The following is a 13274-nucleotide window of genomic DNA, read 5'->3' as shown; positions in this document are numbered from 1 at the left end:
GACCGATGAGCACGATGACGCAGACCCCGCCCGGCGCGGAGAATCCGGTCTTCTACGACCTGGACGAGCACGAGCATCCGCCCGGGCACAGCACGATGCTGGGCTTCTGGCTCTACCTGATGAGCGACTGCCTCATCTTCGCGATGCTGTTCGCGGCTTATGGCGTGTACGGCGGCAGCTACGCGGGCGGACCGACCGCGCGCGAGCTGTTCGACCTGCCGCTGGTGGCGGTGAACACGACGATGCTGCTGCTGTCGTCGATCACTTACGGCTTCGCGATGATCAACGCGGACGAGCGCAAGCAGGGCGCGGTGCTCGGCTGGCTCGCGGTGACCGGGCTGTTCGGCGCCGCCTTTCTCGCGATCGAGCTGTACGAGTTCAGCCATCTGATCCACGAGGGCGCGGGGCCGCAGCGCTCCGCTTTCCTGTCGTCCTTCTTCACTTTGGTGGGGACGCACGGGCTGCACGTCACCTTCGGGATCATCTGGCTGGTGACGCTGATGGTGCAGGTGTCGCGCCGCGGGCTGGTCGACGCCAATCTGCGCCGGCTGCAATGCCTGTCGCTGTTCTGGCACTTCCTCGACGTCATCTGGATCGGGGTCTTCACCTTCGTCTATCTGCTGGGAGTGCTGCGCTGATGAGCGCCGACACGCATCACGGCCACGCCGCCGATCACGCGCACAGCCACGGGCAGGGGGACGGCCACGGGCACGACGACCCGCACGGCGGCGCCGCGCATGGCTCGCGCAAGGGGTATTGGATCGGCTTCCTGCTCTCGGTGCTGCTCACCGCGCCCGCCTTCGCGCTGGTGATGACGGGGGCGATCGCGGACGCGCGGGTGACCGCGGGGATCGTGATGGCGCTGGCGATGGTGCAGATCGTCGTCCACATGATCTACTTCCTGCACATGAACACCAAGTCCGAGGCGGGCTGGACCATGTTGGCGCTGATCTTCACCGTGATCATCGTGGTGATCGTGATCGCCGGCTCGCTCTGGGTGATGTATCACATGAACATCAACATGATGCCGCAGATGCAGGCGGAGATGTCCGGCGCAGGCATGTGACGCGGCGGTACGTCTTCCTGGCGCTCGCGGTGCTCGCCACCGCGCTGCTCGCCGGGCTGGGCGTGTGGCAGGTCGAGCGGCGCGCGTGGAAGCTGGCGCTGATCGACCGGGTCGAGCGCCGCCTCGCCGCGGCGCCGGTCGCCCCGCCGCCGCGCGCGGCGTGGCGCACGATCGACGACGACAGCGCCTATCTCCGCGTGCGCGCCACCGGGCGCTGGCGCGCCGCCGCGCCGGTGTTCGTCCAGGCGGTGACCGAGCTGGGCGGCGGCTATTGGGTGCTGGCCCCGCTCGACACCGCGGGGGGCACGATCCTGATCAACCGCGGCTTCGTCCCGCGCGGCGACCGCGCCGCGATCCGCGCGCCCACTGGCGAGGCGACCGTCACCGGCCTGCTGCGGGTGAGCGAGCCCGAGGGCGCGTTCCTGCGCGACAACGATCCCGCGGCGGATCGCTGGTACTCGCGCGACACCGACGCGATCGCGCGCGCGCGGCGGCTGGGTGCGGTCGCGCCCTATTTCATCGACGCCGATGCGGGCGGGGCGACCGGCTGGCCGCGCGGCGGGCTGACGGTGGTCCGCTTCCGCAACACCCATCTGATCTACGCGCTGACCTGGTTCACGCTGGCGGCGATGATGGCCTATCTCGCGTACCGGATCGCGCGCGCGCCGCGGGACGCGTGAGCGGCTCGGCCGTCCTGCATCACGCGCTTGCGCTATCATCGTGGCGCACCGTCACCCCGGACCTGTTCCGGGGTCCACGTCGCCGCCGGCCATTGGCCCGTGCGTGTGCGGGTCGGTGGATCCCGGAACACGTCCGGGATGACGGAACGTCCTGTTCGACATCGTACACGCTGCAACGCCATGTCACGCGCCCACGAAACCCATTAGACTAACCTCATGCCGCACCTCGCCAACATGCTCGGACCGCTCGCGCGCGGCGGACCGGGCGGACGCAACGTCCGCCTGCTCGCGCTGCTGCGCTGGCTCGCGGTGGCGGGGCAGCTCGCCGCGATCCTGCTGGTCCATTTCGTCGTCGGCGTGCATCTGCCGCTGGTGCCGATGCTCGGCGCGCTGGCGGTGCTGGTCGCGCTCAACGTCGCGGTCAACCAGGTCGTCGAGCGCCGCCCGATCACCAACGCCGCTCTGTTCGCGACCCTGCTGGTCGACGTCGCCTGCCTCACCACCCAGCTCTATCTCAGCGGCGGGGTGAGCAACCCGTTCGTCACGCTCTTCCTGCTCCAGGTCGTCATCGCCGCGCTGCTGCTGCGCGGCTGGACGAGCTGGGCGATGGTGGTGATCACCTGCACCTTGTTCGCCTGGCTCGCCTGGGCCGCCCCGCCCTTCCCCCTCCCGCGCCTCTGGGCGTCCGAACTCTCGGTCCCCTATGTCGCGGCGAGCTGGTTCAACTTCACGCTGACCGCGACGCTGCTGGCGCTGTTCGTCACGCGCATCGTCCGCAACGTGTCCGAGCATGACGCGCGCCTCGCCGCGCTGCGCCAGCGCGCCGCCGAGGAGGAGCATATCGTGCGCATGGGGCTGCTCGCCAGCGGCGCCGCGCACGAGCTGGGCACGCCGCTCAGCTCGATCGCGGTGATGCTGGGTGACTGGGCGCGCGAGCCCGCGATCGCGCGCTCGCCCGCCCTGCTCGCCGATCTCGACGACATGCGCGCCGAGGTGACCCGCTGCAAGGACATCCTCAGCCAGGTGCTGCTCGCCTCGGGCGAGGTGCGCGGCAACGCCCCGGTCCGCACCACGCTGCGCACCTTCCTATCGGGGATCGTCGACTCGTGGAACGAGAGCAAGGGGCCGACCGCGGCCTATGAGCATCTGATGACGAGCGACCCGCGCATCGTCGCGGACAAGGCGCTGGCGCAGACGATCACCAACCTGCTCGACAATGCGGTCGAGGCGGGCGCGAAGACGATCTCGCTGTGCGCCTGGTGGGACGGCGACCGGCTGGTGCTGGCGGTGCGCGACGACGGCACCGGCTTCCCGCCGTCGATCCTCGACGGGCTGGGCAAGCCCTATCTCAGCACCAAGGCGCGGCGCGGCGCCGGGCTCGGGCTGTTCCTCGCGGTCAACGTGCTGCGGACCCTGGGCGGCACGGTGTCGGCGCGCAACCGCGAGCGCGGCGGCAGCGAGGTGACGCTGACCTTGCCGCTCGCCGCGATCTCGATCCCGGAGGAGCCATCATGAGCGCGCGCCGCCTGCTGATCATCGAGGACGACGCGGTGTTCGCGCGCACGCTGGCGCGCTCGTTCGAGCGCCGCGGCTATCAGGTGCGCGCGATCACCGATCCGGAGGAGCTCGATGCCGCCGCGGCTGAGCTGAAGCCGGACCATGCGGTGGTCGACCTGCGGCTCGGCCATGCCTCGGGGCTGACCTGCGTCGAGCGGCTCCACGCGATCGATCCGGCGATGCGGATCGTGGTGCTCACCGGCTTCGCCAGCATCGCCACCGCGGTGGAGGCGGTGAAGCTGGGGGCGACCAACTATTTGTCCAAGCCGGCCAATTCGGACGATATCGAGGCGGCCTTCCAGGCCTCGGGCGAGGGTGACGCCTCGGTCGAGCTGGTGGCGCATCCCACCTCGCTCCGCACGCTGGAATGGGAGCACATCCACCAGACGCTGGCGGACTGCGGCTTCAACGTCTCCGAGGCGGCACGGCGGTTGGGGATGCACCGGCGGACGCTAGCGCGGAAGCTGGGCAAGCGGCATCTATAGGCCAGCGCGCGCGTCGGCATCGGGGAGGCTCCGCGCCCGCCGCTCATGACACCAGGATCCAGCGCTCATCGTCGCCGGAACCGCAGGCTTCGGTGACGAGCTTGCCGCCGCGCGCGCGCGGATCGCCCGCGACGACGAGACAGCGTCCGCTGGCGCGATTGAGGAGCCGTCCCGACGCCATCGACCAGGCGGCGCGCGTGCCGACGGTGCAGTCGGTCTGGACCACCTCGGCGGTGGACTTCGCCTCGGCGAGGCACAGACCGCTGTGCTGGAAGACATAGCGCAGGTCGGCGCCCTCGGCGCGGGCCTCCACCAGCGCCCCGGGGTCGCGGCGACAATCCGATGCGATCACCCCCGCCTCATAGCTGCGCGACTGATCGGCGACGCGGGCGCACGCCCGGCGCGACGCCGAGCGCAGCGTCGCCAGCGTCGTGCCCGCATGGCCGAGCGCCACCGTCCCCGCCGCGGTATCGACCGTGATCTGCGACGCGCCGGGAAGCTCGACCGAGGTCGCGGTCGGGAAGGTCAGCGGCAGCCAGACATAGGTGGAGTCGTTGGGCTGCTGCCCGGTCGCGGGCGCCCAGCGGTCGCCGAGATACAGATAGGAGGTGCCCGCAGACCCCGTCACCGGCAGCACGAAGGTCGGCTGCGAATTGTACGTGCGCGGGTCGCTGATGTAGCTCGGCGCGGTCCAGGGCCCGGCCATCGCCGCAGCGGTCTGGTAGCTGGCGCGATTGGGATTCCAGCCCGTCGCGCCCGACGTGACGAGGAAATAGGTGCCGTCGCGCTTGAACAGCGCGGGCGCCTCGCGGTGATAGCCCTTGATCACCGTCACCAGCGCGGCGATCGCGGTGTAATCCTCGGTCAGCCGGTAGATGTTGAGATCGTAGTTGTTCGCCGCGGCGGAGATCAGATAGGCGCTGCCGTCGTCGTCGACGAACAGGGTCATGTCGCGCGATTCATGATCGAGCGGACGGAACTCGCGCTGATAGACATAATCGCCGTCGACCGTGTCCGACGTCGCCACCACGACGCGCGCCTCGTTGTAATTCTCGCCATTCTCCTTGTGCGCCCAGAGCACGTATCTGCGGGTGGCGGCGTTGTAGATCACCTTGGGGCGCTCGACATTGGCGACCCTGAGGCTCGGCGCGCTCGCACTGGTCAGGATGTCGCGGCGGAACTCCCAGCGCCGCAGGTCGGTCGAGCGGTACATCGACACGGCCTTGAAGCGATAGCCGTCGCGGTTCTCACCGAGCAGATAGTAATAAGCGCCGACCTTGATGACGCCGGCGCCATGCGCCTGCACGACCTCCCCCGTGACCGTCGTGAACGGCGAGCCGTTGTTGATCGGCCCCGCCGGTGCCTGCGCCCGTGCGACGGCCGCCATCGCCAGCGCACCCAAGCCGATCCACCCTCGCCCCATCATCGCTCTCCCGCCGCCCGCCCGCTATCGGTGCGTGCGGTCGGAGCGGAGCATCGGGCTGTCGGTCAGACAAGCGGTCCGTGGCGCGCGCCGCCATCGCGGGTCACGACGCGCCCCGGTCAGGCGCCGAACCGCACCCTGGCACCGGCATAGACATAGCGGCCGAGCGGCGAGATCGGCTGATCGACCGAATCCACTGACGGCCGCTGGTTCGCGAGATTGTTGACGCCGACGTAGAAGCCGACGCCGTCCTCGACCGCCAATTGCACCTGGACGTCATGCTGCCACAGCTCCTTGTAGCGGAGCAGCGAGGCCGGTGCGTAATCGGGGTTGGTGTCGGTGGTCAGCTTGGCGAAGCGGCGGGTCGCGTCGAACCAGCGCAGATTGTAGCTCAGAGTCACCGCGCTGATCGTCCAGGTCGGCGAGAAGATGAAGTTGAACTTGGGCCGATTGGGCTGATCCACCTGATCCTCCACCTGCGCGCCCGGCGTGGCGATCTGCTGGAGCTTGTGGAGATAGCCACCGACGAGGCGGATATCGAACACGCCCGCGGACGCGGTGCGCAGCGTGTAGCTGACGTTGACGTCGAGCCCCGCGGTCGCGAACTGCGCGACGTTCTGCGGCTGCACCGTATAGCCGTTGATATAGCCCGTCCCCTGGCGCCGCCGGATCGCGGCGCAATAGACGTTGTCGGTCGTCGGCTGGTCGACGCACAGATTCGCGATCGTGTTGGCGTCGGCGACGCTGATCGCGTCGCGCAGGCGGATGTCGTACCAGTCGGCCGAGACGGTCAGCCCGGGAAGGAAGCGCGGGCGCAGCACCGTGCCCGCGGTCCAGGTGCGCGCGGTCTCCTCCTTCAGCCCCGGGTTGCCGCTGCGCGAGCCGTTGATCAGCACCGCCGCGTCGGGGTTGTTGGCGGCGGTGAAGCTCGCCGGGTCGGCGCCCAGCCCGCTCACCAGCGCCACGCAATTGGCGGCGCGGGTCGAGGTGCCGGCGTTGCGGTTCTCGACATAGCACGGGTCGGAGAAGAAGTTGGTGGTCGGCCCAACCGGCGCGAACAGCTCGCCGATATTGGGCGCGCGCACCGCCTGGCTGTAGCTGCCGCGGAAGCTGATGTCGCGCACCGGCGCCCAGACGCCGTTGAACTGATAGGCCTTGGTGCTGCCGATCGTCGAATAGTCGGAATAGCGGCCCGCCGCCCCGACCGACAGCGTCTCGAAGAACGGCCGGTCGCGCAGCAGCGGCACGTCGACCTCGCCGAACACCTCCCAGACATGGAAGGCGCCGCGCGACGGCGCGATCACGAAGGTGGGATCGAACTTGTTGCCCTCGTCATATTGGTACCATTGCTCCCCGGTGAGGAAGCTGTTGGGCTCGAACCGGCTAGTCTCGCGACGATATTCGCCCCCGAGCGCGAACTTCACCGGCCCGCCCGGCAGCGCGAACAGCGCGCCGAAGTCGCCCGTCAGCGCCGCGCTCGCGACCGACTGGGTGACGCGCGCGCTGCTGACATTGTTGTTGGTGGCCCAGGCCAGCGCCGCCGGATCGGTGACGTTGACCCCGAAGGTGTTGATCGGGAGACAGCCGCTGTTCGGCCCCGGCGTGAAGCTGACCGTCGGCACCTGCACCGCGGCGGGGTCGAGGTTGGAGCGGCACGTCGGGCGACCGGTGGAGGGATCGGTCACCACGTCGAGCGCGGCGTAATAGCGGTCCTCCCAGCGATCGTTGAGCTTGGTGATCCGCACGTCGGTCTGGCCGTAGGTGTAGGAGACGTCGTAGCGCGCATGGTCGCTCACCGCGCCGGTGGCCGCGATCACACCGCGCCACGTGCGGCGGCGGTCGCTCTCGCCGGTGCGCGGGAAATCGGTGTTGTTGCGGTTGGACGAGATCACGCGCTGCGCGTTGGCCAGCGCGGCGTCGCGCAGGTTGGTCGGCAGATAGGGATTATCGAGCGTGAAGTCGCCGGTGTAATTGCCGGTGAAGCCACCGAAGGTGGTGGCGGTCGACTGGACGAACTTGCCCTCCAGGCTGAGCTGGAACGCGTCCGAGACATCATAGTGGGTCAGCAGGTTGACCGCGTGGCGCTCGGTCTTGGGCAGCAGGTCGCCGACATAGCCCGCGACCGGGGTGGCGCTGCCGCCGCTGGCGAAGCCGCCCCCCGCGTCGGTACCGGGGTCATAGAGCGAGCCGTCGCCGTTGTAGAGCGTGCCGCCGATGTCGATCACGCCCGCGGGCGAGCCGCCGGGGTAGCGCAGGTCGCCCGCCAACACCTGCTGGTAAGTCCCCGAGCCCGGCCCGGCATAAGCGGGGTTCGACACGGTGTAGAGCCGGTTCTGGCGCCGCAGGAAGGAACGGTCGTCGTTCTGGAGCGGGTCGTCGGCGTTATACTCGTAATAAGCGGTGACGTTGCCGTGCCCACCCGCGAAATTCTTGCCCGCGATCAGCGAGGCGAAGCGGTTGCCCGCATCACCCTGCTCGGAGATGCCGAACTGGGTGCGGCCCGCGACGCCGTCGAAGTCGCGCTTGAGGATGAAATTGACCACGCCCGACACGCCGTCGGCGCCGTACACCGCCGAGGCGCCGCCGGTGAGCACGTCGACCCGCTCGATCAGGTCGGTCGGGATCGCGTTGATATCGACCGCGGCGGTGTCGATCTGGCCGGCGACGTGGCGGCGGCCGTTGACCAGCACCAACGTTCGCGCCGCGCCGAGCCCGCGCAGATCGAGCAGGTTGAGCCCCGCCGCGCCGAAGAGCTGGTTGTCGGGGCGGTTCGGCCCCGCGCTGTCGGCATTGTCGAGCGAGCGGCTCAGCGCGGGCACGCGCTGGAGGAAGCTGGTGACGTTGGTGTTGCCGGATTGCTGGATGCGATCGCTGTCAAGCGAGACGATCGGGTTGGGCGCCTCATAGTCCGGCCGGGCGATCCGCGAGCCGGTGACGATGACGTCCTCGCTCGATCCGGCGGCAGCGGTGTCGGGGCCGGTGGGCGTGACGGGCGCGGCCTCGGGCGGCGGCGCGGTCTGCGCCTGGCCGCGCGCGGGCATCGCGCCGACGGTGGCGAACACGCCCGCGAGCATCATCGCGCGCGACGTCATCGGAGACGACATCCTCTTTCCCCCTCGATCGCGCCGGTTGGCTCCACCGGCTTTCTGTTTGGTGCGACAACGCCGATTGTGCTGAAAAGTTGCGGAATGTTACGAACGTTCGGCAACTGTTCTCGAGGCAAGACGTTGATGTAGCGTGACATACGGGGGGGATCTCGCGCGTGCCGCGGGTTGGCCGCGGCGCTCGGTCGTGGCGGGCCTGATCGCCACCGCGCTCCCTGCCTGCTCGTCGCGGCGGCGCACCGAGGCGCTGAGCCTCTGGGCGATGAGCTACGAGGGCGATTACTCGCCGATGCTCATGCCCGGCTTCACGCGCGCGACCGGGATCGCGGTCGACGTGCAGACGTTGCCCTGGACCGCCGCGCACGAGAAGCTGCTCACCGCGCACGCCGGCGACTCGCTGCCCGACGTGTTCATGCTGCCGGACGGCTGGGTCGGCGAGTTCGCGATGGTCGGGGCGATCGCGCCGGTGACCGATAGCGCGCTGCTCACCGGCTTGTTCCCCGGCGTGAGCGCGGCCACCGGACCGGACGGGCGGCCCCATGCGGTGCCCTGGTCGGTCGCGCCGCAGGTGCAATATTACCGCCGCGACCTGCTCGAGCGCGCCGGCTATGCGGCGCCGCCCGAGGACTGGGACTCGTGGCGCCGCATGGGGCAGCGGCTCAAGGCGCGCGCCCCCGACGACTATGCCTTCTTGATGCTGCTCAACTGGTGGGACACGCTCTTCACCTTCGCCGGCCAGACCGGCGCGCGGCCGCTGCGCGAACGCGACACGCGCGGCAACTTCCGCGATCCGCGCTTCCGCGACGCACTCGCCTTCTACGTCTCGCTGTTCCGCGAGCGGCTCGCCCCGCCGGCGCTGTCGACCGAGATGCAGGACCCGGTCGCCGCCTTCGCGCAGGGCTATTTCGCGGTCTATCCCAACGGCCCGACGCTGACGCTCGACCTGCACCGCCGCGCCGCCGAGATCCCGGTTGCGCTGTGGAGCACCGCGCGCATGCCCGGCCCCGGCGGCCCCGGTCGCGTGTCGGGGATCGCGGCGAGCCTGTGCGTGTCGGCGCGCTCCCGCCGCCCCGAGGCCGCCTGGGCGCTGGTGCGCCACCTCACCTCGCCCGCGAGCGAGCTGACCTATCAGCGACTGATCGGCACCCTGCCCGCGCGCGCCGCCGCCTGGGACACGCCGCAGCTGCGCCAGCCCGCGCTCGCCGCCTTCGCCGAGCAGATGCGCCATCCGACGCGGGAGCCGATGATCGTCGAGTGGGAGCGGATCCGCATCGAGGTCCAGCTGATCGCCGAGCGCGTGGTCCGCGGCCAGCTCAGCATCGACGCCGCGCTCGTCGCGATGGACGGGCGCGTCGACCGGCTGCTCGCCAAGCGCCGCGCGCTGGTCGAGGCGGGGCAGCTGACATGACGCGACAGGAGCGCACCGCCTGGAGCTTCGTGCTGCCGGTGCTCGCGATCATCCTGTTCGTCTTCGCGCTGCCGACCGTGCTCGCGCTGGCGCTGAGCGTCACCGATTACTCGATCTACGCGCTGGCCGACTGGCACGCCTTGCGCTTCGTCGGGCTCGGCAACTTCACCGACCTGCTGACCACGCCCTTGTTCTGGCGCGCGCTCGGCAACACCGCGCTGTTCGCCCTGCTCGGCGTGCCGATGGCGATCGGCACCTCGCTGGCGGCGGCGCTGCTGCTCCACGACGCCAGCGTGCGCTGGAAGCCGCTGTGGCGCGTGCTGCTGTTCGCGCCTTATGTCACCAGCGTGGTGGCGACCGCGGTGGTGTGGCGCTTCCTGCTCAACACGCGCTTCGGGCTGCTCAACCGGGCGCTCGGTTGGATCGGCGTGCCGGCGGTCGACTGGCTCGGCGACCCGCACGCCTCGATCCCCGCCATCCTGCTGTTCGTCACGTGGAAGATCTTCGGCTACAACATGATCGTCTTCACCGCGGCGCTGTCAGCGGTGCCGCACGACCTGATGGAGGCGGCGCGGCTCGACGGCGCCTCGCGCTGGACCCGCTTCCGCCACGTCACCCTGCCCGCGATCGGGCCGACCTTGCTGCTCGCCGCGGTGATGAGCGTCGCCGGCTTCCTCCAGATCTTCGCCGAGCCCTATGTCATGACGCTCGGCGGGCCGGCGCAGAGCACGACGACGGTGCTGTACTTCATGTTCGACGAGGGGTTCAAATGGTGGAACCTCGGCCAGGCGTCGGCGGTGGCGTTCATCCTCTTCCTGATGATCCTCGCGCTCACCGTGGTGCAGGCGCGGATCGGGCGGCGCTACGAGTGGCTGTGACCCGTCGCCGCTGGCGCGCGATCGTGACCAACGCCGCGGTGGCGGCGGCGACGCTGCTCACCGCCGCGCCGCTGGTGTGGATGGTGCTCGTCTCGTTCATGCCGCGCGGCGAGTCGAGCCGCTTCCCGCCGCGGCTGTGGCCGTCGCGCTTCTCTTGGGAGAATTACCACGAGCTGCTCGCGCGCCGGCTGATCGACGGCGCGTGGTTCGACTATCGCATCGTGCCGGCGCTGTGGAACAGCCTCGCCGTGGCGGCGCTGTCGACCTTGCTGGGGCTGCTGCTGACCGTGCCGGCAGGCTATGCCTTCGCCAAATTGCGCTTCCGTGGGCGCGAGCGGCTGCTCCAGTTGCTCGTCGGCGCGCTGGTCGTGCCCGGCCAAGTGGCGATGCTGCCGCTGTTCCTGATCTTCAAGGAGCTCGGGCTGGTGAACAGCTATGCCGGGGTGATCCTGCCGTCGCTCGCGGGTATCTTCGCGATCCTGTTCGTGCGGCAGGCGGCGTTGTCGATCCCCGACGAGATGCTCGACGCGGCGCGGCTCGACGGCGCCAGCGAGCGCCGCATCTTCGTTCAGATCGTGCTGCCGCTGCTCGCCCCGATCACCGTGACGCTCGCGCTGTTCATGTTCCTGGGCAGCTGGAACGACTTCCTCTGGCCGCTGATCGTGCTGGCGGACCAGCATCTCTACACTTTGCCGGTCGCGGTCGCGGCGATCTCGCGCGAACATGCCGCCGACGGCGAGCTGATGATGGCGGCGGCGGTGGTGACGACGCTGCCGGTGCTGATCCTCTTCGTGCCGCTCCAGCGCTATTATATCAGCGGTCTACTCGGCGGCAGCGTCAAGGGCTGAGGCGGGGCTCGGATAGGCGCGGCCGTCGCGGTCGAACAGATGCGCCGCCTCGGGCGCGACCGCGAAGCGCAGCCGCTCGCCCAGCGTCACCGCGCGATCGCCGGGGAGTTGCGCCACCACCGAGGGGTGATCGCCGACCGTGCCGAGATGCGCGAAGGAGAGCGGGCCGAGCCGCTCGAACAATTCGACCGCGCCGGCGAAGGCGCCGTCGTCCGCCGGATGCAGGTTCTCGGGGCGCACGCCGAGCGTCGCCGCCGTGCCGACCGCGGCAGGGGGCACCGCGACCGCGACACGCAGCTCGGCGCCGTCCGCCAACTGCACCGTCGCGCCGTCCTGGTCGGCCGCGGCGATCGTCACCGCGAGCAGGTTCATCCCCGGCGAGCCGATCGCGGCGGCCACCTCCAGCGTCGCGGGGGCGGCGTAGAGTTCGAGCGGCGGGGCGACCTGCTCGACCCGACCCGCGCTCATCACGACGATGCGGTTGGCGAGCGTCATCGCCTCGAGCTGGTCGTGGGTGACATAGATCATCGTGCTGCCGAGCTGCTGGTGCAGCCGCGCGAACTCGTGCCGCATCTTCACCCGCAAGGCGGTGTCGAGGTTGGACAGCGGCTCGTCGAGCAGCAGCACCTTGGGACGGCGCACGATCGCGCGCGCGATCGAGACGCGCTGGCGCTGCCCGCCCGACAGCGCCTTGGGCCGGCGCGCGAGCAGCGGCAGCAGGTCGAGCGCCTCGGCCACCTCCTCGACGCGGCGGCGCACCTCCGACGTCTCCACCCGCGCGACCTTCAGCGGGAAGGCGATATTCTCATAGACGGTCAGATGCGGGTAGAGCGCGTAGGACTGGAACACCATCGCCAGCTCGCGGTCGGCGGGGGCGGCGTCGGTGACGTCGCGGCCGTCGATCAGCACGCGGCCCGCGCTCGGCTCCTCCAGCCCGGCGATGAGGCGCAGCAGCGTCGACTTGCCGCAGCCCGAGGGGCCGACGATCACCACGAACTCGCCGTCGGCGATCCGGAGATCGGTGGGTCGGAGCACCTCGCTGGCGCCGAAGCGCTTCGCTAACCCCTGGATGTCGACGCTGGCCACGGACCCGAGTGTCGTCGCTTCGACGCCGCGTGACAAGCCGCCGTCGCGCCATGATCCACCGTCGCGACCCGCGGCAGTGCCGGGCCGTCACGGTGCTGCGCTCACGCGGCCGCGACGCCGTCGACGCTGACGCGATCCTCGCCGATCACCACCCCGCGGACGCGGACGCGCTTGGCGACGACATCGACAGGCACGCGCTGGAGCTCGAGCAGGACGGTACCGCCGCGGTCACGCTGGAGGACGAACGCGCCGCCCTCGCGCACCAAGGTGCCGGTCTCGTCGAACGGTGATCCGGGCGGGGCCATCCCGCGCCCATGCGCCGATCGCGGCGGGCATACAAGCGACGGTGGCCGGGCGGGCGGTACCGACGCACAGGGCAGAGCTCGCGACATGACCGGACGTCTCGATGCGAGAAGAGGCATGCCGCCCCGCGTGACCCCGAGCCGTGCGGCGTGCGCCTACCGCGACGCGAATCGCCATGGTTGCTGCACATGTCGCTTGGTTAATCCAGTATTTACTAACCCGGATCGAAGATCCAAGGCGTCTGTTCTTTGCATTTTGACAACAGCTTGATCGCAATCAATGCGCACGATATCCGCCATCACAAGCGAAGTCTAGGATTTCTCCCACTTTTACACTTTGCCACACCATTTTGAGCCAGTCACTTCTACTTCTCCGTGACCCGCGTCGGCTTTTACCTAAGTTTAGCGCATGACGCATACAGATCCCCAGACGCCGG

12 protein-coding genes are annotated in these 13274 nt (G+C 69.8%); 8 read left to right on the top strand and 4 right to left on the bottom strand.

Annotated features, from left to right (window positions below; genetic code table 11):
- Positions 1–5 precede the first annotated feature (5 nt).
- From cyoC to EV292_RS02615, 5 genes are all read left to right on the top strand, one after another.
- Positions 6–638, top strand: coding sequence for a cytochrome o ubiquinol oxidase subunit III (cyoC, locus tag EV292_RS02635; RefSeq protein WP_132907611.1), 633 nt, complete (start codon positions 6–8; stop codon positions 636–638).
- Positions 638–1066, top strand: a complete 429-nt coding sequence (gene cyoD / locus EV292_RS02630; RefSeq protein WP_132907610.1) for a cytochrome o ubiquinol oxidase subunit IV — start codon at positions 638–640, stop codon at positions 1064–1066. Before cyoC ends, cyoD begins: the two co-directional genes overlap by 1 nt.
- Positions 1063–1746 (top strand): SURF1 family protein, encoded by a 684-nt coding sequence (locus EV292_RS02625; protein ID WP_132907609.1) that lies wholly within the window; start codon positions 1063–1065, stop codon positions 1744–1746. Before cyoD ends, EV292_RS02625 begins: the two co-directional genes overlap by 4 nt.
- 216 nt (positions 1747–1962) lie before the next feature.
- Positions 1963–3261: an ATP-binding protein gene (locus EV292_RS02620; RefSeq protein ID WP_243693570.1), complete on the top strand. Its 1299-nt coding sequence runs from the start codon at positions 1963–1965 to the stop codon at positions 3259–3261.
- Positions 3258–3788 (top strand): response regulator transcription factor, encoded by a 531-nt coding sequence (locus EV292_RS02615; protein ID WP_207913321.1) that lies wholly within the window; start codon positions 3258–3260, stop codon positions 3786–3788. The genes EV292_RS02620 and EV292_RS02615 overlap by 4 nt, the downstream gene beginning before the upstream one ends.
- A 43-nt stretch (positions 3789–3831) precedes the next feature.
- On the opposite strand, the gene EV292_RS02610 is transcribed toward EV292_RS02615, so the two are convergent.
- Complete coding sequence (locus EV292_RS02610; protein ID WP_243693569.1) at positions 3832–5211, bottom strand: family 43 glycosylhydrolase; 1380 nt, start codon at positions 5209–5211, stop codon at positions 3832–3834.
- Between the two features lie 119 nt (positions 5212–5330).
- Positions 5331–8303, bottom strand: coding sequence for a TonB-dependent receptor (locus EV292_RS02605; RefSeq protein WP_243693568.1), 2973 nt, complete (start codon positions 8301–8303; stop codon positions 5331–5333).
- 199 nt (positions 8304–8502) lie between these two features.
- On the opposite strand from EV292_RS02605, the gene EV292_RS02600 reads away from it, so the two are divergent.
- From EV292_RS02600 to EV292_RS02590, 3 genes are read left to right on the top strand one after another with little or no spacing between them, the layout of a single operon-like run.
- Positions 8503–9723 (top strand): extracellular solute-binding protein, encoded by a 1221-nt coding sequence (locus EV292_RS02600; protein ID WP_132907608.1) that lies wholly within the window; start codon positions 8503–8505, stop codon positions 9721–9723.
- On the top strand, positions 9720–10601 hold the full coding sequence (locus EV292_RS02595) for a sugar ABC transporter permease (RefSeq protein WP_132907607.1): 882 nt from the start codon (positions 9720–9722) through the stop codon (positions 10599–10601). Before EV292_RS02600 ends, EV292_RS02595 begins: the two co-directional genes overlap by 4 nt.
- Positions 10598–11449, top strand: a complete 852-nt coding sequence (locus EV292_RS02590) for a carbohydrate ABC transporter permease (protein WP_243693567.1) — start codon at positions 10598–10600, stop codon at positions 11447–11449. Before EV292_RS02595 ends, EV292_RS02590 begins: the two co-directional genes overlap by 4 nt.
- Here the strand turns inward: EV292_RS02590 and EV292_RS23315 are convergent.
- The gene (locus EV292_RS23315; protein WP_132907606.1) at positions 11423–12535 is read right to left on the bottom strand and encodes an ABC transporter ATP-binding protein; all 1113 of its coding nucleotides are present in this window, start codon (positions 12533–12535) and stop codon (positions 11423–11425) included. The two genes, EV292_RS02590 and EV292_RS23315, sit on opposite strands and share 27 nt — an antisense overlap.
- Before the next feature lie 101 nt (positions 12536–12636).
- On the bottom strand, positions 12637–12840 hold the full coding sequence (locus tag EV292_RS02580) for a DUF5818 domain-containing protein (protein ID WP_132907605.1): 204 nt from the start codon (positions 12838–12840) through the stop codon (positions 12637–12639).
- Between the last annotated feature and the right edge of the window lie 434 nt (positions 12841–13274).

The organism is Sphingomonas sp. BK235 (genome assembly GCF_004345855.1).
GTDB lineage: Bacteria > Pseudomonadota > Alphaproteobacteria > Sphingomonadales > Sphingomonadaceae > Sphingomonas.
Note: the sequence above shows the minus strand (reverse complement) of the source record. Positions and strands in the feature narration are given on the sequence as shown.